This window comes from Paraburkholderia sp. BL6669N2 (assembly GCF_003387275.1).
Lineage (GTDB): Bacteria > Pseudomonadota > Gammaproteobacteria > Burkholderiales > Burkholderiaceae > Paraburkholderia.
On the sequence record NZ_QUNA01000001.1, the window covers coordinates 1,666,962 to 1,690,459 of the forward strand.

The window sequence follows — 23,498 nt, forward strand, 5'->3', positions numbered from 1 at the left end:
GAGCCGGCCAGCGCGCGCAAGATGCGGCGGCCCGGGCTCGCGCTAAAGCCCACGTTATGTGAACGAGAGTTTACACGTGGACGAGGGTACCCTCGTCGTCGCCTTGTACGATGCGCTTGAGCGCGCCCGGTTTGACGATCGAAAACACCCGGATCGGCAGTTTCTGGTCGCGGCACAGCGCGAATGCCGTGGCGTCCATCACCTGCAGATTGCGGCCGATCGCCTCGTCGAAGCTGATCGTGGTGTAACGCGTCGCGCTCGGGTCTTTCTTCGGGTCGGCGGAATACACGCCGTCTACCTTGGTTGCTTTCAGCACGACTTCCGCGCCGATTTCCGAGCCGCGCAACGCGGCGGCCGTGTCGGTCGTGAAGAACGGGTTGCCGGTGCCGGCCGCGAAAATCACGACTTTGCCTTCTTCGAGCTGGCGAATCGCGCGGGGCCGGATGTATGGCTCGACCACCTGGTCCATGCGCAGCGCCGATTGCACGCGCGCCTCGATGCCGGCGTGGCGCATGGCATCCTGCAGCGCCAGCGCGTTCATCATGGTGGCCAGCATACCCATGTAGTCGGCCGTCGCGCGATCCATACCCGCCGCGCCGCCCGCGACGCCGCGGAAGATATTGCCGCCGCCGATCACCACGGCCAGCTGCGTTCCGAGACGGACCACTTCGGCCACGTCCGCCACCATTCGTTCGATGGTCGCGCGATTGATGCCGAAGGCATCGTCGCCCATCAGAGCTTCACCGGAGAGTTTGAGCAGGACGCGTTTATAGGCAGTGGGCATAGGGGTATCCAGATCGCGCAGAACAGGGCAACAACAAGGGACTAATGTAGGGGTGAAATGCTGATTCGGGCAAGCGTCGCCAAATTGACGAACCCTGGGTTCGCCAGTGGCGGCTGCGCGGCGAGGGTCAACCCGCGCGCAGCCTTGCGGCGCTGCCGACCGCGGCAAAGTCTTGCTCCGCCGCGGGTCCAACGATACAACAGTTGCTGCTTAGGTAAGACTTATTGTTGCTTTGCAGCAGCGACTTGAGCGGCCACTTCAGCTGCGAAGTCGTCCTGCTTCTTCTCGATGCCTTCGCCGACCACGAACAGCGCGAACTTCTGCACGCTCGAGTTGCCGGCCTTCAGCATCTGCTCGATCGTCTGCTTGTCGTTCTTAACGAACGTCTGGTTCAGCAGCGACACTTCCTTCAGGTACTTCTGCACGCTGCCGTCGACCATTTTGGCGACGATTTCAGCCGGCTTGCCCGATTCGGCGGCCTTCTGCTCAGCAATGCTGCGCTCCTTGGCGATCAGGTCCGCCGGCACGTCGTCCGACGACAGCGAAACCGGCTTCATCGCGGCGATGTGCATCGCGACGTCCTTGCCGACCTGCTCGTCCGCGCCGGTGTACTCGACCAGCACGCCGATACGCGTGCCGTGCAGGTACGCTGCCAGCTTGTTCGACGTTTCGAAGCGCACGAAACGGCGGATCGACAGGTTTTCACCGATCTTGCCGACCAGTGCCAGGCGCACTGCGTCGACCGTCGAGCCGTCCATCGGGAGTGCCGCCAGCGCTGCGACGTCAGCCGGATTTTGCGTGGCGACCAGTTCAGCGACTTTCTTCGAGAAACCCAGGAAGTCGTCGTTCTTCGAAACGAAGTCGGTTTCGCAGTTCAGCTCGACCAGCGAACCCGCGTTGCCGCCGATGAACGACGCAACCACGCCTTCAGCCGTCACGCGCGATGCAGCCTTGCTGGCCTTGTTGCCCAGCTTCACGCGCAGCAGCTCTTCAGCGCGCGCCATGTCGCCGTCGGCTTCCGTCAGCGCCTTCTTGCATTCCATCATCGGCGCGTCGGTCTTTGCGCGCAGTTCTGCAACCATGCTTGCGGTAATTGCCGCCATCATTTGCTCCTTGAGTTCCGTCTGTCACACACCGCCCGCACTTCGATGCCGGCGGCAAGAATTCGTTTCAGCGTTTACCGTATTTTTTACGGAGGACGCGTTGAGCGCTGCGTCGGACATTGCCGGCAGCGCCCCACTACAATGTCGCGGCTTAAAAAAAGGGGGCCTGTAGAAAGCCCCCTTTTTTGCCGGACACGGGGCAGCTTTACGCTTCCGAGTTGACCTCGACGAACTCGTCGCCGTCGCCACCACGTGCAGCTTGCACCACTTCGTTGACCGCGTTCGCACGGCCTTCGACGATCGCGTCAGCCACGCCAGCCGTGTACAGAGCGACAGCCTTCGAGGCGTCGTCGTTACCCGGGATCACGTAGTCGATGCCTTCCGGCGAGTGGTTCGTGTCGACCACGGCGATGACCGGAATGCCGAGCTTGTTCGCTTCGGTCACGGCAATCTTGTGGTAGCCGACGTCGACCACGAAAATCGCGTCCGGAATGCCGCCCATGTCTTTCACGCCGCCGATCGACTTGACCAGCTTGGCCATTTCGCGTTCGAACAGGAGCGCTTCCTTCTTGCTCATGCGTTCGGTTTCACCGGCTTCCAGCGCTGCTTCCATGTCCTTCAGGCGCTTGATCGAAACCTTCAGCGTCTTGAAGTTGGTCAGCATGCCGCCGAGCCAGCGTGCGTTGACGAACGGCATGCCAGCGCGTTGTGCTTCTTCAGCGATCGTGTCGCGCGATTGGCGCTTCGTGCCGACGAACAGGATCGTGCCGCGATTGGCTGCCAGTTGACGCGCGTACTTCAGCGCGTCGTTGTACATCGGCAGCGTCTTTTCGAGGTTGATAATGTGAATCTTGTTGCGATGCCCGAAAATGAAGGGGGCCATCTTCGGGTTCCAGAAGCGCGTTTGGTGACCGAAGTGGACACCGGCTTCCAGCATTTGACGCATGGTAACTGCCATGAAAATCTCCGCGAGGGTTGGGTCTTAAGCCGGCTGCCGTATCGGCCGCGCCGCCATCTCTCTGGCTGAACGCGACGGACACCCTGGGTGCGCCGGCTTGCGAGTCTGCTGCCTTGTACTGCCTTTTGTTGCCTTTTCGTTGCCTTCTTATGCTCTGCTTTCGCTTCTGCATGACCTCACAGTGCAGGCAACCGGCGCTATGAGAAGCCAATCGTGCCGCTTTTTTGCCCACATGGACAAATATTGCAAGACAGAGATCGACTTAGCCAAAGATTATAGCACGCGACTATTGCACGACTCAACCTGCCCGGTAGCCCCGTTGATGGCCTGCGGGTTGCACCCGCGCGAGCGCCGGCCGCTTTGAACGAGCCCGCACGCGAGTTTGTGAAAGCCGCCGGTCCGGCCGCAAAAGCCTGCGGCGGCCGGAATATGGTGCGATAATCCTGCAATAAATCGCATTTCAGGCCCGACTCATGGCTATTACGCTCAAAAACGAACACGATATCGCGCAAATGCGCGTCGCCTGCAAACTGGCAAGCGAAGTGCTCGACTACATTACTCCGTTCGTCACCGCCGGCATCACGACCGGCGAACTCGACCGTCTGTGTCACGAATACATGCTGAAGGAACAGGGCACGGTTCCGGCGCCGCTGAACTATCAGCCGCCCGGCTACCCGCCCTATCCGAAGGCCACCTGCATTTCCGTCAACGACGTGATCTGCCACGGCATTCCAGGCGACAAGACGCTGAAGAACGGCGACGCTCTCAATATCGACGTCACCGTCATCAAGGAAGGCTATTTCGGCGACACCAGCCGCATGTTCATCGTCGGCGAGGGCTCGATCATGGCCAAGAGGCTCGTGCAGACCACCTTCGAATGCATGTGGCTCGGCATCGACCAGGTGCGCCCGGGCGCGCATCTCGGCGATATCGGTTACGCGATCCAGAAACATGCGGAAAGCCACGGCTACAGCGTGGTGCGCGAATACTGCGGCCACGGCATCGGCACGGTATTCCACGAAGACCCGCAGATCCTGCACTACGGCCGTCCCGGCACCGGGCTCGAACTGCAAACCGGCATGATCTTCACGATCGAACCGATGATCAACGCCGGCCGTCGCGACATTCGCACCATGCCGGACCAGTGGACCGTCAAGACCAAGGACCGCAGCCTGTCGGCGCAGTGGGAACATACGATCCTCGTCACCGAAACCGGCTACGACGTGCTGACCGTCTCCGCCGGCACGCCCGCGCGCCCGCCGGTCGTCGCGGCCACGGCTTGACCGACTTTCCATCTCTGCGCCTCCCTGCCAATGAGTAGTGTTCCAGCCGTCGCCCAATCCCCTGCCACGTCGCTCAAGGCGGAGTACAAAGTGGCCAAAGCCCAACTGCTGGAACGCTTCAGGACGGCCACCAACGTCGACGCGTTGATGGCTTCGTTGGCGCGCGCCACCGACGACTCCCTGCGCGCGGCCTGGAACACCTGCGAACTGCCGCCCGAACTGGCGCTAGTGGCGGTAGGCGGCTACGGGCGCGGCGAATTGGCGCCGCATTCCGATATCGACATTCTGGTCCTGCTGCCCGACGCGCCGATCGGGCATCTCGAACCACATATCGAACGCTTTATCAGCCTCGCATGGGATTTGGGGCTGGAACTCGGCAGCAGCGTGCGCAGCGTGTCGCAATGCCTCGAAGAAGCCGCCAACGACGTCACGGTGCGCACCTCGCTGCTCGAGGCACGGCGCATTACCGGCAGCGCTGAGCTGTTCGACGACTTCGCGAAGCGTTACCGCGAAGCGCTCGACCCGAAAGCCTTCTTCCAGGCCAAAGTGCTGGAAATGCGCCAGCGCCATGCGAAATTCCAGGACACGCCCTACTCGCTCGAACCCAATATCAAGGAAAGCCCGGGCGGCCTGCGCGATCTGCAACTGATCCTGTGGATCACCCAGGCGGCCGGTTTCGGCAGCAGCTGGCGTGAACTCGAAGCACGCGGCCTGATCACCGAGCGCGAGGCGCGCGAGCTTCGCCGCAACGAGAGTTTCCTGAAGGCGCTGCGCGCCCGGCTGCATGTGATTGCCGGGCGTCGTCAGGACATCATGGTGTTCGACCTGCAAACGGCGGTGGCCGAGAGCTTCGGCTACAAGCCGACCGCGACCAAGCGCGCGAGCGAACAACTGATGCGCCGCTATTACTGGTCCGCCAAGGCGGTCACGCAGCTCGCCACGATCCTGATCCAGAACATCGAAGCGCAGCTTTTCCCCAGCACGAGCGGCATTACGCGCGTGCTGTCGGACCGCTTTGTCGAAAAGCAGGGCATGCTGGAAATCGCCAGCGACGACGTGTTCCAGCGCGAGCCGAACGCCATCCTCGAGGCCTTCCTGCTGTACGAACAGACGCCCGGCGTAAAGGGCCTGTCGGCGCGCACGCTGCGCGCAATTTACAACGCCCGTGACGTGATGGACCAGCACTGGCGCCGCGATCCGGAAAACGGCCGTCTCTTCATGGACATCCTGAAGCAGCCGGCCGGCATCACCCACGCGCTGCGTTTGATGAACCAGACCAGCGTGCTGGGGCGTTACCTGCTGAACTTCCGGCGCATTGTCGGACAGATGCAGCACGACCTGTATCACGTCTACACCGTCGACCAACACATCCTAATGGTGCTGCGCAATCTGCGGCGCTTCGCGGTGGCCGAACACGCGCACGAATATCCCTTCTGCAGCCAGTTGATCGCCAACTTCGACCGGCCGTGGGTGCTGTACGTCGCGGCGCTGTTTCACGACATCGCCAAAGGCCGCGGCGGCGACCATTCCACGCTCGGCATGGCCGACGCGCGGCGCTTCTGCCGCAATCACGGCATCGAGGGCGAGGACGGCGAACTGGTCGTGTGGCTGGTTCAGCAACATCTGACCATGAGCCAGGTCGCGCAAAAGCAGGACACGAGCGACCCGGAGGTCATCAAGCGGTTCGCCGAACTGGTCGGCACCGAGCGGCGCCTTACGGCGCTCTATCTGCTGACCGTGGCCGATATTCGCGGCACCAGCCCCAAAGTCTGGAACACGTGGAAAGGCAAGCTGCTGGAAGACCTGTACCGCGCCACGCTCGCCGTGCTGGGCGGCGCGCGGCCGGATGCGCATTCGGAGCTGAAGTCGCGTCAGGAAGAAGCGCTCGCGCTGCTGCGCCTCGAAACCGTGCCGGAAGGCGCGCAGAAGGCGTTGTGGGACAAGCTCGACATCGGTTATTTTCTGCGCCACGACGCGGCGGATATCGCGTGGCAAACACGCGTGCTGTACCGCCACGTGGAAACGCCCACGCCGATCGTGCGGGCCCGCCCGTCGCCGATCGGCGAGGCGCTCCAGGTGCTGGTGTACGTGAAGGACCAGCCGGATCTGTTTGCCGGCATTTGCGCGTATTTCGACCGCAACGGCCTGTCGGTGCTCGATGCGCGGGTCAGCACGACTCGGCACGGGTACGCGCTCGATAATTTCCTCGTCGCGCATACCGAAGAAGACGTGCATTATCGCGATATTGCCAATCTGGTCGAACAGGAACTGACCGCCCGCCTCACCGGTGACGGCACCCTGCTCCCCGGGCCGTCGAAAGGCCGTTTGTCGCGGCTGTCGCGGACCTTCCCTGTTACCCCGCGCGTCGATCTTCGGGCCGACGAGCGCGGCCAATACTACATCCTGTCCGTGTCGGCGAACGACCGGCCAGGCCTTCTTTATTCGATCGCGCGTGTGCTGGCCGAGCATCGGGTCGGCGTCGCTTCGGCGCGGATCAATACGCTCGGCGAACGCGTCGAAGACGTGTTCCTGCTGGATGGACACGGTCTGTCGGACAGCCGCCTGCAAATTCAGGTCGAGACCGAACTGCTGCGCGCGATCGCAGTGTGAGATTTCATGCGAGTCAAATTAACAGCCAAGCACCCGCGGCCGGCTTCGTCCGAACGCGCCCCTGTCCGTACCGGCAGCACGTCGGCGCGTAAGCCGACGCGCCCGGCGGGACCCAGGCCGGCGACACCGGCTCCCGGCGGGGCGCGGGATGAACGCGCCGGCGCGGCCGGCGGCGGTAAGCGGCCGGCGGGCGCTGGCAAGCCGGCCGGTGCCGGCGCGCGTCCTGCGCGTCCCGCCAGGGCTGAAGGGTCGTTTTCGCGCGAGCGGGACGCCGGTGGCGCGCCGCGCGCGGCGTCGGATCGACCGCCGCGCCGCGAGGGCGCGAGTGGTGCGCCGCGTCGGTTCGAAGGCGGCGGCAATCGTGCTCCGCGTCGCGATGATGGTGAGCGTGCGCCGCGCCGGTTTGAGGGTGGCGGCGATCGTAGCGAACGTGCGCCGCGCAGGGCTGACGGTGAACGGGGTCCACGAAGGTTTGAAGGTGGCGGCGATCGTGCTCCGCGTCGGGATGATGCGGAACGCGCGCCGCGCCGGTTTGAAGGCGGTGCGGATCGCGGCGAACGCGCGCCGCGCCGGGCGGACGGCGAGCGCGGCCAAGGCGCTCCGCGTCGGTTTGAAGGCGGTAGTGACCGTACCGGCGGCGCGCCGCGCCGTTTCGAAGGTGCGGGCGATCGCGCTGAGCGGGCTCCACGCAGGTTCGAAGGCGGTGGCGACCGCTCGGAACGCGCGCCGCGCCGATTTGAAGGCGCGGGCGATCGAGCCAAACGCACTCCGCGTCGCTTTGAAGGCAGTTCCGATCGCGGCGAACGCGCCCCGCGCCGTTTCGAAGGCGCCGCGGACCGCGGTGACGGCGCGCCACGTCGTGAAACCGGTGATCGACCCGAACGCGCGCCCCGCCGCTTCGAAGGCAGCACGGATCGCGGCGAACGCCCGCCGCGCAGCTTCGGCGATCGCGCTCCGCGCCGCGACGACGGCGAGCGCCGTCCGTTCAGCGGAGCACGTCCGGGCGCGGGCCGTCCGTCGGAAGGCGCTCCGCGTGGAGAGCGTCCGGAACGCCGTGAACGCGATGCATCCGATCGCCCGCGTTTCAGCAGCGACCGTGGTGCTCCGCAAGACCGCCGAGGCGGCGAGCGCGGGCCGCGCAGCGAAAGCGCGCCGCGCCGTTTCGAAGGCGAGCGCGGTGCATCCGACCGTGGCGAACGCAGCTTCGCCACGCCCGTCAAAACCGGCTTCAGCGACCGCACAGACCGCCCGGCACGCGCTCCGCGTGACGAGCGTGACGAACGCGCCCCGGCCAAACGCGAATTCGGTGACCGTCCTGCGCGCAGCGCTGAGCGCAGTGAACGCAGCGAGCGTGGCGAGCGCCCGGCCCGCAGGTTCGACAAGACGCTGCCGGCCGCCGGCCGCCGCTTCGGCGACGACCGTCCCGCGCGCGCCGACAAGCCGCGTGGCGCGGCCCGAGCCGAGCGCGCCAGCGAAATCGATGCTGCTCCGCGCACCCCGCGTCGCGACTACGAAGACGCGCCAGGCATGCTGCGCCTGTCCAAGCTGATGTCCGAACTCGGCATGTGCTCACGCCGCGAAGCCGATGAGTGGATCGAAAAAGGCTGGGTGCTGGTGGACGGTGAGCGCATCGACACGTTGGGCACCAAGGTCCGACCGGACCAGCGCATCGAATTCGACCCCGCCGCCGAGGCCGCGCAATCGAGCCAGGTGACGGTGCTGATCCATAAGCCGGTGGGCCTGGTCTCAGGTCAGGCGGAAGACGGCTATCAGCCGGCCATCACGCTGGTCACGCCGGAGAATCGCTGGGAAGGCGATCAATCGGACATCCGCTTCTCGGTCGCGCATTTGCGCCAGCTTGCGCCGGCCGGCCGCCTGGACATCGATTCGACGGGCCTGCTGGTGCTGACGCAAGACGGCCGGATCGCCAAGCAACTGATCGGCGGTCATTCCGAGATCGACAAGGAGTATCTGGTGCGCGTCGCATTTGGCGAGCACACCACCGACGTCGAAAGCCACTTCCCGCCGGAAAGTCTGGAGTTGCTGTGCCGCGGCCTCTCGCTCGACGACGTGCCGCTGAAGCCCGCGCAAGTGAACTGGCAGAACGGCGAGCAATTGCGCTTCGTGCTGCGCGAAGGCAAGAAGCGCCAGATTCGCCGCATGTGCGAACTGGTCGGCCTCGAAGTGATCGGCCTGAAGCGCGTGCGCATGGGCCGTGTGATGCTGGGCGCCCTGCCGCCGGGCCAATGGCGTTATCTGTCGCCGGACGAGTCGTTCTAAAGCCGCGCGCCTGACCGACGCCTCAACAAAAAACCCCACGCAATCGCGTGGGGTTTTTTTTATCCCTGCGCTGCGTCAAGCCGAATACGCCAGCGCCGCAGTGCCCGAAGCAGCACAAGCCGCCTCAATCGTCGCTATTCGGATCCATATCCGGAAATAGCACTTCCGTGAAGCCGAACTTCGCGAAGTCGTTGATCCGCATCGGATACAGCTTGCCGATCAGGTGGTCGCACTCGTGCTGCACGACGCGTGCGTGAAAGCCCTCGGCGACACGGTCGATCGGCTTGCCGTATTGATCGAAGCCGTGATACTTGATCATCGAAAAGCGGCTTACCGCGCCACGCAGTCCCGGCACCGACAGGCAGCCCTCCCAGCCCTCCTCCATATCCAGCGAGACCGGCGTGATGGTCGGATTGATCAGCACCGTTTCCGGCACCGGCGGCGCGTCCGGATAGCGCTCGTTGTGCCCGAAGCCGAAGATCACCACCTGCAGATTCACGCCGATCTGCGGCGCGGCAAGGCCCGCGCCGTTCGCGTCGTGCATGGTCTCGAACATGTCTTTGACGAGCTCGTGCAGCTCGGGCGTGTCGAAGTGATCGACCGGATCGGCAATGCGCAAAAGGCGCGGATCGCCCATCTTGAGAATTTCGCGGATCATAACTGCCCCTCCAGGAGCTTACGCATACCATCTTCGTCGAGTACGGGCACGCCGAGTTCCTCAGCCTTCGCCAACTTGCTGCCAGCATCGGCGCCCGCCACCACATAGTCCGTTTTCTTCGATACGGAGCCGGCCACTTTCGCGCCGGCCGCTTCCAGCATTTCCTTCGCCTCTTCGCGGGCAAGACTCGGCAAGGTGCCGGTCAGCACGACCGTCTTGCCGGCCAGCACGCCCACAGGCGCTTTCGGCGCCGGCGGGCCTTCGGGCCACGTGACCTTGCCCGGCGCCCGCAACTGCTCGACCACCGTGCGGTTGTGCTCCTCGGCGAAGAACTGATGAATCGACTCGGCGACCACCGGCCCCACGTCGTTGACCTCGAGCAAGGCTTCGACCGAGGCGTCCATGATCGGATCCAGTGAGCCAAAGTGCTTGGCGAGATCTTTCGCCGTGGATTCGCCCACATGCCGGATGCCGAGCGCGTAGATGAAGCGCGCCAACGTGGTGTGCCGGGCTTTTTCGAGCGAATCGAGCAGGTTCTGCGCGGACTTTTCGGCAAAGCGGTCGAGTTCGGCGAGCGTGGCAAAACCGATGTTGAACAGATCGGCCGGCGTACGCACGAGGTTCTGGTCGACCAGTTGGTCGATGATCTTTTCGCCGAGGCCGTCGATATCCAGCGCGCGCCGCTGCGCGAAATGCCAGAGCGCCTGCTTGCGCTGCGCGGGACAGAACAAGCCGCCGGTACAACGCGCGATTGCCTCGTCCGGCAAGCGCTCGATATTCGAGCCGCACACCGGACATTGCGTGGGCATCACGAATTCGCGGGCGTCGGGGGGACGCCGGTCGAGCAGCGCGCTCACCACTTCGGGAATCACGTCGCCGGCACGCCGCACGATCACCGTGTCGCCGATGCGGATATCCTTGCGGCGCACTTCGTCTTCATTGTGCAGCGTGGCATTCGTCACCGTCGCGCCGCCGACGAACACCGGCTCCAGCCGCGCCACCGGCGTGATCGCGCCGGTCCGGCCGACCTGCACGTCGATCGCGACGAGTTTGGTCAGCGCCTCCTGCGCGGGGAATTTGTGCGCCAGCGCGAAGCGCGGCGCGCGCGACACGAAGCCGAGCGCGTCCTGTTCATCGCGACGGTTGACCTTGTAGACCACACCGTCGATATCGTACGGCAGCTTCTCGCGTTTCTCGCCGACGCCGTGGAAAAAGCCCAGCAAGCCCTCGGCGCCCTGCACCACGGCTCGCTCACTATTCACCGGCAAGCCGAGTTCTTTGTACCAGTCGAGCAGTTCGCTATGCGTGGCCGGCATCTCCATGCCTTCGAGCACGCCGATGCCATAAGCGAAAAACGACAGCGGCCGTTGCGCGGTGATCTTCGAGTCGAGCTGCCGCAGACTGCCCGCTGCGGCGTTTCGCGGATTGGCGAATTCCTTCTGTTCCGCTGCCCGCTGCCGTTCGTTCAGACGCTCGAAATCGCGCTTGAACATCAGCACTTCGCCACGCACGTCGAGCACGTGCGGGACACGCTTGCCCTTGAGCTTGAGCGGAATGGAGCGAATCGTGCGAACGTTCCCGGTGACGTTCTCGCCGGTCGTGCCGTCGCCGCGCGTGGAGGCTTGCACGAACGCGCCGTCGACGTAGCGCAATGAGATGGCGAGGCCGTCGAATTTCAGCTCGGCCGCGTAGTCGACCGGCACCGGCGGCTCGCTCGCGTTCTTGCCGAGCGCGTCGCCAACGCGCTTGTCGAACGCGACGATGTCTTCGTCGGCGAAACCATTGTTCAGCGACAGCATGGGCTGGTCGTGCACGACCGGCTCGAAGCCGCTCGCCGCCTCGCCGCCCACGCGCTGGGTGGGCGAATCCGGCACGATCAGGTCCGGATGCTCCGTCTCGATACTCTCCAGTTCCTTGAACAGCTTGTCGTATTCCGCGTCAGGCAAATCCGGCTGGTCGAGCACGTAGTACGCGTAGTTGGCGCGTTCGAGTTCCGCGCGCAGCCACGCGGCGCGCTCGGCCGGGGCGTTGGTTGCGGGATGTGAGGCGGAGGTTCGGGCCATGCTGTCGGAAGGTTCTTCAGTGAAGTTCAGACATTGGATTATCGCAGGAAGCGTGCCCCTTTACATCGGCCGAATGGCCAGTTTAGGCGCGTTGCGCGTCGGGTCGAAATGCGCACGCGGAGCCGCGGCCTGAAACGACGACGGCCGCACATTGTGCGGCCGTCGGAGACAGCGGTAAGACGTAAAAAAATTTACTGGCTGAACAACCGCCGCGTGGCCGGCGAACCCGCCGGAATGCCCGCCTGCTCGAGCTTCGCGTAAAGCGTCATCAACTGCTTTTCGATCGCGAGCAGCGCGGTTTCCGGCAGCGGACGGCGGCCGTCGTCGACCACCCGCCCGCCGATGCGCTCGGCCAACGATTTCGCGTAGTCGCACATCAGACGGAACGGCAGAATGTCTTCATCGGCCACCGGCACGTCGAGCACCAGCGTGATCATCTGGCCGCCCTTGTAGGTGAGGTCATCGCGCAAAAAGTTGGTGTCGCCGAATTGCAGCATAAACACCGGGCTTTGCTTCGAGTCGAGCTTGACGAACCGCGTGCCGTCGCGCGAAAGCAGCAGGCCGTCTTGCGACGCGACCGCCTGCACGTAGTTAGCGGACCACGGCGCACCATCGGAGAGTACGTTGATCGACAACTGCGCGTCGCATTGCGCGGCAAAGCCGTCGAGCTCGCGCGCCATCGCGACCGTTTCGAGCATGTCCGGGAATTCCGGCGACGCATCCAGCGCGTCGGCAAACTGCTGCACGCCGGTCACGAACTCGGAAAACTCCAGTTCGTTGAGGGCGCCGCTGCGATTGGCCAGTTGCGCGGCCGCGCGCAGCTCTTCATAGCGCGCGCCGTTTTGCAGCAGTTCCCACGCGCCGCCTTCGAGCTTGCCTTCGATATGCACCGGCTTGCTGCCCGCGCGGCGCAGACGCTGCGCGAGCGGAATCACCTTGTCGCCCGCGACCGGACCGTTTAAACGGATCGGCACGATGCAGTCGATGCGCCGATCGACAATAGCCGGCGGCGCCGACGAAATCGTCGTGGCGGCCGGCAGAATCGGTTCCACGGGTTCGCCGGACTGGCGGGCTTGCGCGGTCTCGGCGCTTGCGTCGCGTTCGGCTTCGGCCACGCCCTCGGCTTCCGGATAGCCGTTCGGCGTGGTCGTCTCGGCCTGAATATCGGCCGCCGTGTCGAGCGGCGCCGTACCGGCTGCCTGGCCGCCGAACGTTGGTTCGACGCGCGCCGCCGTGCCTGGTTCCGCCGCCTCGGCGCCCACTACGGGCTCACGGCGCGTGGTCGGCCGGGCCGGTTCGATGAACGGGCTCTGTTCCTCCTGATCGTCCCGCGCGAGATTTTCGGCGGTGTCGGCCGGCATCGGCCGCGGCATCTTCCGGCGCACCTTCGCGCTCTGCCACGCGTTGTACACGACCACGCCCCCGACCACCACGGCACCCGCGCCGATCAAACCGAGTGTCAACTCGTCCATGCATGCTCCATCAGCAATTCTTTTATCTGCGCGGCTCTGCGCCCGCTCCACGTGTCGCGCGACCACCGGCCGCTGCGCTGAACGCGGACACCCGCGAGGCTCAATTCAAATCAAACTCAAACGATATTCTGGGCGAAACCCGCGGCCGATTCCATGTCGACGGCAACGATCCGCGACACGCCCTGCTCCTGCATGGTCACGCCGATCAACTGCTGCGCCATTTCCATCGCGATCTTGTTGTGCGAGATGAACAGGAACTGGGTCTTGTCCGACATCGCCCGCACGAGGTTCGCGAAACGTTCCGTGTTGGCGTCGTCGAGCGGCGCGTCCACTTCGTCCAGCAGACAGAACGGCGCCGGATTCAACTGGAACATCGCAAACACCAGCGCGGTCGCCGTCAGTGCTTTTTCGCCGCCCGACAGCAGATGAATGGTCGAATTCTTCTTGCCCGGCGGTTGCGCCATCACCTGCACGCCGGCGTCGAGAATTTCGTCGCCGGTCATGATCAGCTTCGCCTGGCCGCCGCCGAACAGACGCGGGAACAGTTCGCCGAAATGCTGGTTCACCTGGTCGAAGGTGCCTTGCAGGAGCGTGCGCGTTTCGGCGTCGATCTTGCGGATGGCGTCTTCGAGCGTTTCGATCGCGCTGTTCAGGTCGGTGGATTGCGAGTCGAGGAACGACTTGCGCTCGGTCGCCGCCTTCAGTTCGTCGAGCGCGGCCATGTTGACCGGGCCCAACGCGGTGATGGCGTTGTTGATGCGCGTGACTTCGCCCTGCAGGTACGACGGCTTCATGTCCAGCGTGAGCTTGGCCTGCAGTTCGGCCTCGTCGACACCGGCTGCGGCCAGTTGCTCGATAAACTGCTCGCCGTTCAGGCGCGCCGCCTGTTCCTTCAACTGCAATTCGTTGATGCGGTCGCGCAGCGGCTGCAGCGCGCGCTCGGCGGTCAGACGCGTTTCGTCGGCGGCACGCAGCTTGGCGGTGAGATCGTCCAGTTCGAGGCGCGCGGCATGCAGCGCCTCTTCCTTGACGGCGCGAATATCGAGCGCGTCCTGCAAGCCGGTGTGTGCGGTCTGCTCGTTGATGGTTTCCAGCTCGGCGCGCGCATCTTCCAACGACGCCGCCACACGCTCGCTCTGCTCGTGCGCGACCTGAATGCTGCGCTTCAATTCGTCGATGCGGTTCGCCATGTTGCGCGCCGCGAAGCGCGCGTCGGTGGCGGCACGGTCGAGATCGCGCGCCTGAGCGCGCGCGGCGGTAAGTTGCTCGTCGAGCGCTTCGAAAGCGAGTTGATGGTCTTCGAAACGCGCCTGCAATTCGGCGAGTTCGCCATCGTGACGCTCGAAGTTCGCTTCCGACTCCGCGCGCATGGCGCGCTGCTCTTCGATCTGCGCGGTGATCTCCGCGAGTTCCTCGCGAATCTGCGTGCTGCGCTGGGTGTAACGCTCGTGCGCCTGGGTAAGTTTGAGCACGTCCATTTGCAGCGCGTGCACGCGCTGCGTGGCGCGCTCGGCCTGTTGACGCACATCGGTCAACAGCTGGGCGGCTTGCGTGTGAGCGGCTTCGGCGCGGATCGCGGCGGCCTTCGCTTCGTCGGCGAGCAAGGCTTGCGCGCGAACCTGGCGCGCCAGATTTTCGATTTCCTGCTGACGGGCCAGCATGCCGGCCTGCTCGGAATCGGCGGCATACAGTTGCACGCCGACGCGCGTCACCACATGCCCCGCCTTGACGACGAACGAACCGCCTTCCGGCAGTTGCGAGCGCATGGCGAGCGCCTGCTGCAGATCGTCGGCGACGAACGCGAGGCCAAGCCAGTCGTTCAGCACCGCGCGGATGCCCGCGTCGTCGATCCGCACCAGCGACAGCAACGGCCGCAATGCGGGCGGCGTGGCGGCGGGCTGGCCGGCGACGGGCGGCGCATAGAAGGCGAGCTTGGCGGGCGGCGCGTCGGTGGCGAAGGCCTTGACCCAATCGAGGTTCGACACTTCCAGCGCGGCGAGCCGCTCGCGCAGCACGGCTTCGAGGGCGGCTTCCCAACCGGCTTCGACATGCAGCTTCTTCCACAGACGCGGCAAGCTGCCCAACTCGTGCTTCTCGAGCCACGGCTGGATCTTGCCTTCGGTCTGGACGTTTTCCTGCAACTGCTTGAGCGCGGCCAGGCGCGCGTCGAGCTGATGAATCTGGGCGCTTTCCGCCTGCACGCGTTCCTGCGCGGTGCGGCGTTCGCCATCGAGGCGCGGCAGCGTTTCCTGCGCGTCGGCCAGACGCGTTTGCGCGTCGTGCAGGATTTCCTCGTGCTCGGCGAGTTGCATGCGCAGGTCTTCGAGCTGCGCTTCGTCGGGGGCGTCGAGACCGCCCGCTTCCGACTTCAACCGCTCGTGACGCGCCTGCAGTTGCTGCAATTGCTGATCGGCATTGCGCTGATGCGCGGCTTCGAGCTTGAGCGCCTGTTCGGTCTGCGCGATACCACCGCGTTCGGCATTCAACTCCGTTTGCGCATCGCGCCAGCGCGCTTCGAGCGCGGGCATCGCGTCGTGCCTGGCGGCGGCTTCGTCTTCGGCGAGCGCGGCTTTTTCTTCGGCGACGGCCAGTTGTTCCTCGGCGTCTTCGAGATCGTCTTGCGCTTTTTGCGCCTGCGATTGCCACTGCTCACGCTGCGCGTTCAGCGCGGCGATCTGCGCCTGCACGCGATTGCGCGATTCGACGATGAACTTGATCTCGGCTTCGAGCCGGCTGACTTCCGAATTCGCCTCGTAGAGCGCGCCTTGCGCGCCTTGCATCGCGTCGCTGGCGGAATAATGCGCGACGCGCAGCGTTTCGAGTTGCGCTTCGACTTCGCGCAGTCTGGCGGTATGCGCTTCGAGATCGATCTGGGCCTGTTCGATCGCGCGTTGCTGGCGTTCCTGCTCGCTGCCGGCTTCGTTCTTGCGCAACAGCCACAACAGCCGCTGCTTCTCTTCGCCGTCGGTCTGCAGTTCCTTGTAACGCGTGGCGACCACGGCCTGCGCTTCGAGCTTCTCCAGATTCGAACTGAGTTCGCGGACGATATCTTCGACCCGCGTCAGATTCTCGCGCGTGTCGTGCAGACGGTTCTCGGTTTCGCGGCGGCGTTCCTTGTACTTGGACACGCCCGCGGCTTCTTCGAGAAACACGCGCAGCTCTTCCGGCTTCGCCTCGATCAGGCGCGCGATCATGCCCTGCCCGATGATCGCGTACGCGCGCGGCCCGAGGCCGGTGCCGAGGAAGATGTCCTGAATGTCGCGGCGGCGCGCCGGCAGATTGTTGATGTAGTAGCTCGAGGTGCCGTCGCGCGTAAGCACGCGCTTCACGGCGATTTCGGCATACTGGCCCCACTGGCCGGCGGCGCGGCCGTCGGCGTTGTCGAACACCAGTTCGACGCTGGCGCGGCTACCCGGCTTGCGCGCGGTCGAGCCATTGAAGATCACGTCCTGCATCGACTCGCCGCGCAGTTCGGAGGCGCGCGATTCGCCGAGCACCCAGCGCACGGCGTCGATGATGTTGGACTTGCCGCACCCGTTCGGTCCCACCACGCCGACTAGCTGGCCCGGGACCTGGAAATGCGTGGGATCGACGAATGACTTGAAGCCAGCGAGTTTGATCGAGGTCAGACGCACGGCGATTTCGCTGTTTGAAAAGGGAAAAAATAGGTGGCTCGTGAAGGCCGCGCCAGCCGTTCGCCGACAGAGCGACACGGCCCGCGAACCCTCGCGCCTCGGGTGCCGGCTTCATGCATTGAGGCATGCGCCGGCTAATGAGGGGCAATCATACCATCGCGCGTGGGCGGTTTTTGCCGTCCTTAAGGTCGTCGGGTCCTGCGTCGCGTCCGTCAGCGAGACTGACCTCCTGAATGGCCGGATCGGGCGGCATGGCCTTGGTCCGATGCACCCAGCTGGACAGCGCCGAAGCCAGCACGATGCACACGCCGCCCGCCCACTCGCGCGGGCCGGGCGTCTCGCCGGCGAAGAGCCACGCGGACAGCGCCGTGACCACGATCTCGAACAGCATGATGATCGAGGCCCGGTTGGCCGGCACGCGCGCGAGACCGTACTGCACCAGCATATTGTTCGATGCCAGCAGAAAGCCGAGCCCGAGCACCAGCCAGGCCGCCGTGCCGAGATGCGCGCCGGTGGGCGGCGCGGGCATTGCCTCGAACAGGGAAGCACAGGCGCTGAATAACGCCGCACCGCCGAAGATCGTCGCGGTGCGCATTTCCGGTTTCATGTCCGGCAGCACGCGGCTCGTCTTGAGAATCAGCACGTTGCTCATGGCGAAGCCCATGCCGCCCGCGAGGCCCGCCCATTCGGCGAGATTGCCGGGCACGGGGACGCCGAGTTGCGGCGACCACAGCATGGTCATCGCGCCGGCCAGCGACAGCGCGGCGAGGCCCGCGCCCGCCCAGGTCAAGCGTTCATGCAGGATGAAGTGCGCGAAGAGCGCGGTCCACGCCGGGGTGAGATAGAACAGCAGCAGCACGCGCATCACCTGGCCGTGAATCGAGCCCCACACAAAGCCGAGGTTGGTGATGCCCGCAGCCAGCGCGAGCGCCGGCAGCAGCCAGTGCCAGCGCACGGTCTTGAGCGCGCGATAACGCACCAGCAGCACGAACAGGCAGCCGGCGCCGCTCGTCAACGCGCTGGCCGCCGTGCCGGTCACGCCCAGCGCGTTCAGCATGCGCAAGGGATACCAGATCATCCCCCACACCGATGCGCCCAGCATGATCGCGAGCGTCGGCCAACCGTTGCGAAGCCAGCTGGTCATGGTGCGGTGCTCCTTGCGGAGGTGCTCGGGGTGTGTCTGTCGCGGATCGCGATGCCCGTTGCGGAGGCGCTGGGGGCTTTCCTTCCGTGGACCGCGGCGCTCCTGCGCCTGTTGTGTCCGGATGTCTCCAAAACTGCTGCGTACATTGCTGCTCCTGCTTCTTCTTGCACGAACCGTCGGCGGCTCGCGTCGTTCCCGCTGCAGCGCATTGCCTGCGCCGCCTGGCGGGTTGCGCCGTTGCTCAACGGCGCGATGTTCTTCATCTGCTCAACGCTTCACTTGCCTTCACCGCGCTACCGTGGATCGCCTGCGCGACGCCGCCGTGCCATGCTTACCCGCAAAACCGCCACGCCCCGCCGTATGCCCGCCATGCCGGCCTCGCCACGCTATAATCATTCGCCCGCCGCTGCTGCCGGCCGTTCAGCGTGTTTTGTGCGTTTTTACCGCCGCCGGCGCGTGCCCCGCTTTTTGCTGCATGCTTTTCCGCAGCCGTCTCTCGCTCATCTTCGATCAGGCTCGATCCGCCCAGTGAATCCGCTACTCGACTCCCTTCAGCCCTACCCGTTCGAAAAGCTGCGCACGCTTTTCGCGGACGTCACGCCGAGCGCCGGTCTCGCGCATATCAGCTTCGGCATCGGCGAGCCGAAACATCCCACGCCCGAATTGATCCGTGACGCCGTGGTGGCTTCGCTCGGCGGCTTGTCGTCGTATCCGGCCACGATCGGCTCGCCCGCACTGCGCGAGTCGATCGCGAAGTGGGTCACGCGGCGCTACAACCTGCCGCCGGTCGATCCGGCCACCCAGGTGCTGCCGGTGTCGGGTTCGCGCGAGGCGTTGTTCGCGCTCGCCCAGACCGTGCTCGACCCGAAAAGGAATGCTGACGGCGAGCCTGCGATCGTACTCTGTCCGAACCCGTTCTACCAAATCTACGAAGGCGCCGCGATCCTGGCCGGCGCGCAACCGTACTTCGTGAATAGCGACCCGGCGCGCAACTTCGCCTGCGACTATTCCGCGGTGCCGGCCGACATCTGGGCACGCACACAACTGCTCTACGTCTGCTCGCCCGGCAATCCGACCGGCGCGGTGCTCACGCTCGACGACTGGCGCGAACTGTTCGCGCTGTCGGACCGCTACGGCTTCGTGATCGCCTCGGACGAGTGCTACTCCGAAATCTATTTCGACGAAGCCAACCCGCCGCTCGGCGGCCTGGAAGCGGCGCACAAGCTCGGCCGCGGTTTCGAGCGGCTCGTCATGCTGTCGAGCCTGTCCAAGCGCTCGAACGTGCCGGGCATGCGCTCGGGCTTCGTCGCGGGCGACGCGGCGATTCTCAAGGATTTCCTGCTATACCGGACATACCACGGCGCGGCCTTGTCGACGGTGTTCCAGAGTGCCAGCATCGTGGCCTGGAACGACGAAGCGCACGTGCGCGAGAACCGCGCGAAGTACGTGCAAAAGTTTTCCACCGTTACGCCGATGCTCGCCGAGGTGCTCGACGTGCGCCTGCCGGACGCCGCGTTCTACCTGTGGGCGGACGTCTCGCGCACGGGCCTCACGGACACCGAGTTCGCCCAGCGCCTCTACGCCGACTATAATGTGACGGTTCTGCCGGGCTCGTTCCTCGCGCGCACTGCGCACGGCGTGAACCCCGGCCGCAATTTCGTGCGCATGGCGCTCGTCGCCGGCGTCGACGAATGCACGCAGGGCGCGCAGCGAATCGTCGACTTTTGCCGTGCGCTGGCGGGTTGAGTTTTCGTCGATCGCCACCCCGCGCACCGCATCCCTTCTTCAGACTTCAACTCTTCGATAAAGCACGCATATGTCGCAACAACTTCAGCAGATCATTGACACCGCCTGGGAAAACCGCGCCGAACTGTCGCCGAAGGCCGCTCCGGCCGACGTGCGCGAAGCCGTCGCCCATGCCATCGAGCAACTGGACAAGGGCCTGCTCCGCGTCGCGGAAAAGAAGGACGGCGACTGGGTCGTCAATCAGTGGCTGAAGAAAGCCGTGCTGCTGTCGTTCCGCCTGGAAGACAACGCGCCGATGCCGGCTGGCGGCTACAGCCAGTTCTACGACAAGGTGCCCTCGAAGTTCGCCAACTACACCGCTGAAGACTTCGCCGCCGGCGGCTTCCGCGTGGTGCCGCCCGCCATCGCGCGCCGCGGCTCGTTCATCGCGAAGAACGTCGTGCTGATGCCGTCGTACACCAACATCGGCGCGTACGTGGACGAAGGCTCGATGGTCGACACGTGGGCCACCGTCGGTTCGTGCGCGCAGATCGGCAAGAACGTGCACCTGTCGGGTGGCGTCGGCATCGGCGGCGTGCTGGAGCCGCTGCAGGCCAACCCCGTCATCATCGAAGACAACTGCTTTATCGGCGCGCGTTCGGAAGTGGTGGAAGGCGTGATCGTCGAAGAAAACTCGGTGATCTCGATGGGCGTGTACCTCGGCCAGAGCACCAAGATTTACGACCGCGAAACCGGTGAAGTCACGTACGGCCGCATTCCGGCGGGCTCGGTGGTGGTGGCGGGCAACCTGCCGTCGAAAGACGGCACGCACAGCCTGTACTGCGCCGTGATCGTCAAGAAGGTCGACGCCAAGACGCGCGCGAAGGTCGGCCTGAACGAGCTGCTGCGAGGCGACTGATGGCGCGCGGCACGAAAACCGTCGTCTACGGCATCCCGAACTGCGACACCGTGAAGAAGGCCCGCGTGTGGCTGGAAGAGCACGGCGTCGAGTTCGAGTTCCACGACTTCAAGAAACACGGCGTGACCGAACCGCTCGTGCAGGACTGGCTGAAAGACGTGAAGCTCGACGCCTTGCTGAACCGGCGCGGCACCACGTGGCGCGCGCTGTCCGACGACATGAAAGCGGCCGCGGACACGCAGTCGGGTGCGATCGCGTTGATGATCCACAAGCCGTCGGTGATCAAGCGGCCGGTGCTGGTGGTCAACGGGCGCGTCAAGTCGCTCGGTTTTTCCGCGGACGAGTACACGGCGCTGTTCGCGTGAGTGTTCGCGTGAGAGCGGCGCGGTTCGTCTGATCGGCGCGCGAAGCTGAACGTCGGAGTGGCTAGCCGGCTCGTACGCAGTCTCGGCGCGCGCGCCGAACGCAACACGCGGTAAAACGCGGCCTCGGCCGCGTGACTCAAAAAGCTGTTGCCGGCTGCGGTGTTCAACCGCCAGCCGGCATTTTTTCATTTCAAAGTGGCTGTATCGAATCCATGTCCGGCACCCTCGCCCTTACCGAACAACTGATCGCGCGCGCGTCTGTCACGCCCGACGACCAGCATTGCCAGCGCCTCCTGATCGAGCGCCTGTCCGCGCTCGGCTTCGAGCACGAGACCATCGAATCGAACGGCGTGACCAACCTGTGGGCCGTCAAACGCGGCGTCGACGGCACCGCGGGCAAGCTGCTCGCGTTCGCCGGCCACACAGACGTGGTGCCGACCGGCCCGCTCGAACAATGGCGCTCGGCGCCGTTCGAGCCGACCCATCGTGACGGCAAGCTCTATGGCCGTGGCGCGGCGGACATGAAAGCGTCGATCGCGGGCTTCGTGGTCGCGAGCGAGGAGTTCGTCGCCGCGCATCCGGCGCATCGCGGCTCGATCGCCTTCCTGATCACGAGCGACGAAGAAGGCCCCGCCACCGACGGCACCGTGAAGGTCGTCGAGGCGTTGCAGGCGCGCGGCGAGCGCATGGACTATTGCGTCGTCGGCGAACCGACTTCGAGCGCGCAGTTCGGCGACATGGTGAAGAACGGCCGGCGCGGTTCGATGTCGGGCAAGCTGATCGTCAAGGGCGTGCAAGGTCATATCGCCTATCCGCATCTGGCGAAGAATCCCGTGCATCTGCTCGCGCCCGCCTTGGCCGAACTCGTCGCCGAACGCTGGGACGACGGCAACGAATATTTCCCGCCCACCACGTGGCAGGTGTCGAACATTCACAGCGGCACCGGCGCCACCAACGTGATTCCGGGCCATGCGGACGTGATGTTCAACTTCCGCTTCTCGACGGCGAGCACCGTGGAAGGTCTGCAGGCCCGCGTGCACGCGATCCTCGACAAGCACGATCTCGACTACGATTTGCAGTGGACCGTGAGCGGGCTGCCGTTCCTCACGCCGCGCGGCGATCTGTCGAACGCGCTCGCCAAGGCGATCAAGGACGAAACCGGCGTGAGCACGGAACTGTCGACCACCGGCGGCACCTCGGACGGCCGCTTCATTGCGCGCATCTGCAAGCAGGTGATCGAGTTCGGCCCGCTGAACGCCAGCATCCACAAGATCGACGAACATATCGAAGTCGCACACATCGAGCCGCTGAAGAACGTGTATCGCCGCGTGCTCGAACAACTGATCGCCTGAACCAAGGACTATTGCGATGACGCTCCCGTTTTCCACCGTTCGCGACCTGCTGCGTTTCGCGGTCTCGCGCTTCAACCAGGCCGAACTCTCGTTCGGCCACGGCTCGGCCAATGCCTACGACGAAGCCGTTTATCTGGTCCTGCACACGCTGCATCTGCCGCTCGATCTACTGGACCCGTTCCTCGACGCGCGCTTGACCGCGGCTGAAATCGACGCCGTGCTGAACGTGATCGAGCGCCGCGCCACCGAACGCGTGCCGGCCGCCTACATCACGCAGGAAGCCTGGATGCACGGCTTCCGCTTCCACGTGGACGAGCGCGTGATCGTGCCGCGTTCGTTCATCGGCGAACTGCTGCAGGATGGTTTGCAGCCCTACGTGGAAGACCCCGAGCAGGTGAGCGCCGTGCTGGAGTTGTGCACAGGTTCCGGCTGCCTCGCGATTCTCGCCGCCCACGCGTTCCCGAATGCGGATATCGACGCCGTGGATCTGTCGGCGCCCGCGCTGGAAGTCGCCGCGCGCAACGTCACGGACTACAAGCTAGACGACCGCGTCGCCCTGTTCGAAGGCGATCTGTACGCGCCGCTCGCGGAGCGCCGCTACGATGTGATCATCAGCAACCCGCCGTACGTGAACGCGGCGTCGATGCAGAATCTGCCGGCCGAATACAAGCATGAGCCGGACATGGCGCTGGCGGGCGGCGTCGACGGCATGGACATCGTGCGCCGGATCATTGCCGAGGCGCGCAACTGGCTGACCGACGAAGGCGTGCTGGTCGTCGAAATCGGCAACGAGCGGCAGCACGCGGAAGCGGCGTTCGGCGGCCTCGATCTCGTCTGGCTCTCGACCAGTGCCGGCGACGACAACGTGTTCCTCATCCAGGCGGCTGATTTGCCGGTTTGAGGTCTTATCGCTTCTTCGGGATGCGGTGCGCGCAGCGGGGTTGTCTTGCCGTGCGCACTGCGTCTGGGCGAAGCCGCTTTTCCGGGCGTTCGCAATCGCGCCCGATCCCAGAGTGTCGCGGTCCCCGTGAGGCCACCCTCACGAGCGCTCCCTTTGAGGCGAAAACTCGACCAAGCTCCCCAAAGCCCAACTCGCGCGCTTCCGGCCAGGCACACGCAAAAAATCTTTTGCCACGTCGACCACAGC

At 64.9% G+C, this 23,498-nt stretch carries 16 protein-coding genes; 8 read left to right on the forward strand and 8 right to left on the reverse strand.

Annotated elements, in window-relative coordinates:
• Window positions 1–70: 70 nt before the first annotated feature.
• The 3 genes from pyrH to rpsB form a co-directional block, all read right to left on the reverse strand.
• On the reverse strand, window positions 71–784 hold the full coding sequence (gene pyrH, locus B0G80_RS07700) for a UMP kinase (protein WP_012433446.1): 714 nt from the start codon (window positions 782–784) through the stop codon (window positions 71–73).
• 221 nt (window positions 785–1,005) lie between these two features.
• Window positions 1,006–1,887 carry a translation elongation factor Ts gene (gene tsf, locus B0G80_RS07705; protein WP_116117590.1) on the reverse strand — a complete coding sequence of 294 codons (882 nt, stop codon included), beginning with the start codon at window positions 1,885–1,887 and terminating at the stop codon, window positions 1,006–1,008.
• Between the two features lie 205 nt (window positions 1,888–2,092).
• Window positions 2,093–2,845: a 30S ribosomal protein S2 gene (rpsB, locus tag B0G80_RS07710; RefSeq protein ID WP_012433448.1), complete on the reverse strand. Its 753-nt coding sequence runs from the start codon at window positions 2,843–2,845 to the stop codon at window positions 2,093–2,095.
• A 473-nt stretch (window positions 2,846–3,318) separates the two neighbouring features.
• Here rpsB and map point away from each other — a divergent pair, with 473 nt between their 5' ends.
• From map to B0G80_RS48010, 3 genes are read left to right on the forward strand one after another with little or no spacing between them, the layout of a single operon-like run.
• On the forward strand, window positions 3,319–4,128 hold the full coding sequence (gene map, locus B0G80_RS07715; RefSeq protein ID WP_116117591.1) for a type I methionyl aminopeptidase: 810 nt from the start codon (window positions 3,319–3,321) through the stop codon (window positions 4,126–4,128).
• A gap of 30 nt (window positions 4,129–4,158) precedes the next feature.
• Window positions 4,159–6,738, forward strand: a complete 2,580-nt coding sequence (locus B0G80_RS07720) for a [protein-PII] uridylyltransferase (protein WP_116117592.1) — start codon at window positions 4,159–4,161, stop codon at window positions 6,736–6,738.
• Between the two features lie 6 nt (window positions 6,739–6,744).
• Window positions 6,745–9,018, forward strand: a complete 2,274-nt coding sequence (locus tag B0G80_RS48010; protein ID WP_116117593.1) for a pseudouridine synthase — start codon at window positions 6,745–6,747, stop codon at window positions 9,016–9,018.
• Between the two features lie 124 nt (window positions 9,019–9,142).
• Here the strand turns inward: B0G80_RS48010 and def are convergent, their stop codons facing one another.
• The 5 genes from def to B0G80_RS07750 all read right to left on the reverse strand — a co-directional run bounded on the left by def (window position 9,143) and on the right by B0G80_RS07750 (window position 17,990).
• Window positions 9,143–9,676 (reverse strand): peptide deformylase, encoded by a 534-nt coding sequence (def, locus tag B0G80_RS07730; protein WP_012433453.1) that lies wholly within the window; start codon window positions 9,674–9,676, stop codon window positions 9,143–9,145.
• Entirely contained in the window at window positions 9,673–11,739 is a 2,067-nt protein-coding gene (ligA, locus tag B0G80_RS07735; RefSeq protein WP_116117594.1) for an NAD-dependent DNA ligase LigA, read from the reverse strand. The genes def and ligA overlap by 4 nt, the downstream gene beginning before the upstream one ends.
• Window positions 11,740–11,930: 191 nt before the next feature.
• On the reverse strand, window positions 11,931–13,211 hold the full coding sequence (locus B0G80_RS07740) for a cell division protein ZipA C-terminal FtsZ-binding domain-containing protein (protein ID WP_116117595.1): 1,281 nt from the start codon (window positions 13,209–13,211) through the stop codon (window positions 11,931–11,933).
• A gap of 116 nt (window positions 13,212–13,327) precedes the next feature.
• Window positions 13,328–16,846: a chromosome segregation protein SMC gene (smc, locus tag B0G80_RS07745; RefSeq protein WP_116119569.1), complete on the reverse strand. Its 3,519-nt coding sequence runs from the start codon at window positions 16,844–16,846 to the stop codon at window positions 13,328–13,330.
• Between the two features lie 148 nt (window positions 16,847–16,994).
• Window positions 16,995–17,990: a DMT family transporter gene (locus tag B0G80_RS07750; protein ID WP_116117596.1), complete on the reverse strand. Its 996-nt coding sequence runs from the start codon at window positions 17,988–17,990 to the stop codon at window positions 16,995–16,997.
• Window positions 17,991–18,518: 528 nt separating this feature from the next.
• Here B0G80_RS07750 and dapC point away from each other — a divergent pair.
• The 5 genes from dapC (at window position 18,519) to prmB (ending at window position 23,252) form a co-directional block, all read left to right on the forward strand.
• On the forward strand, window positions 18,519–19,736 hold the full coding sequence (gene dapC, locus B0G80_RS07760) for a succinyldiaminopimelate transaminase (RefSeq protein ID WP_116117598.1): 1,218 nt from the start codon (window positions 18,519–18,521) through the stop codon (window positions 19,734–19,736).
• 70 nt (window positions 19,737–19,806) lie between these two features.
• A complete protein-coding gene (gene dapD, locus B0G80_RS07765; RefSeq protein ID WP_012433460.1) occupies window positions 19,807–20,634 on the forward strand; it encodes a 2,3,4,5-tetrahydropyridine-2,6-dicarboxylate N-succinyltransferase in 828 nt (275 codons plus the stop codon).
• On the forward strand, window positions 20,634–20,999 hold the full coding sequence (locus B0G80_RS07770) for an ArsC family reductase (RefSeq protein ID WP_012433461.1): 366 nt from the start codon (window positions 20,634–20,636) through the stop codon (window positions 20,997–20,999). The genes dapD and B0G80_RS07770 overlap by 1 nt, the downstream gene beginning before the upstream one ends.
• Window positions 21,000–21,211: 212 nt before the next feature.
• Entirely contained in the window at window positions 21,212–22,351 is a 1,140-nt protein-coding gene (dapE, locus tag B0G80_RS07775; protein WP_116117599.1) for a succinyl-diaminopimelate desuccinylase, read from the forward strand.
• A 16-nt stretch (window positions 22,352–22,367) separates the two neighbouring features.
• Window positions 22,368–23,252 (forward strand): 50S ribosomal protein L3 N(5)-glutamine methyltransferase, encoded by an 885-nt coding sequence (gene prmB, locus B0G80_RS07780; RefSeq protein ID WP_116117600.1) that lies wholly within the window; start codon window positions 22,368–22,370, stop codon window positions 23,250–23,252.
• The last annotated feature ends 246 nt before the right edge of the window (window positions 23,253–23,498 follow it).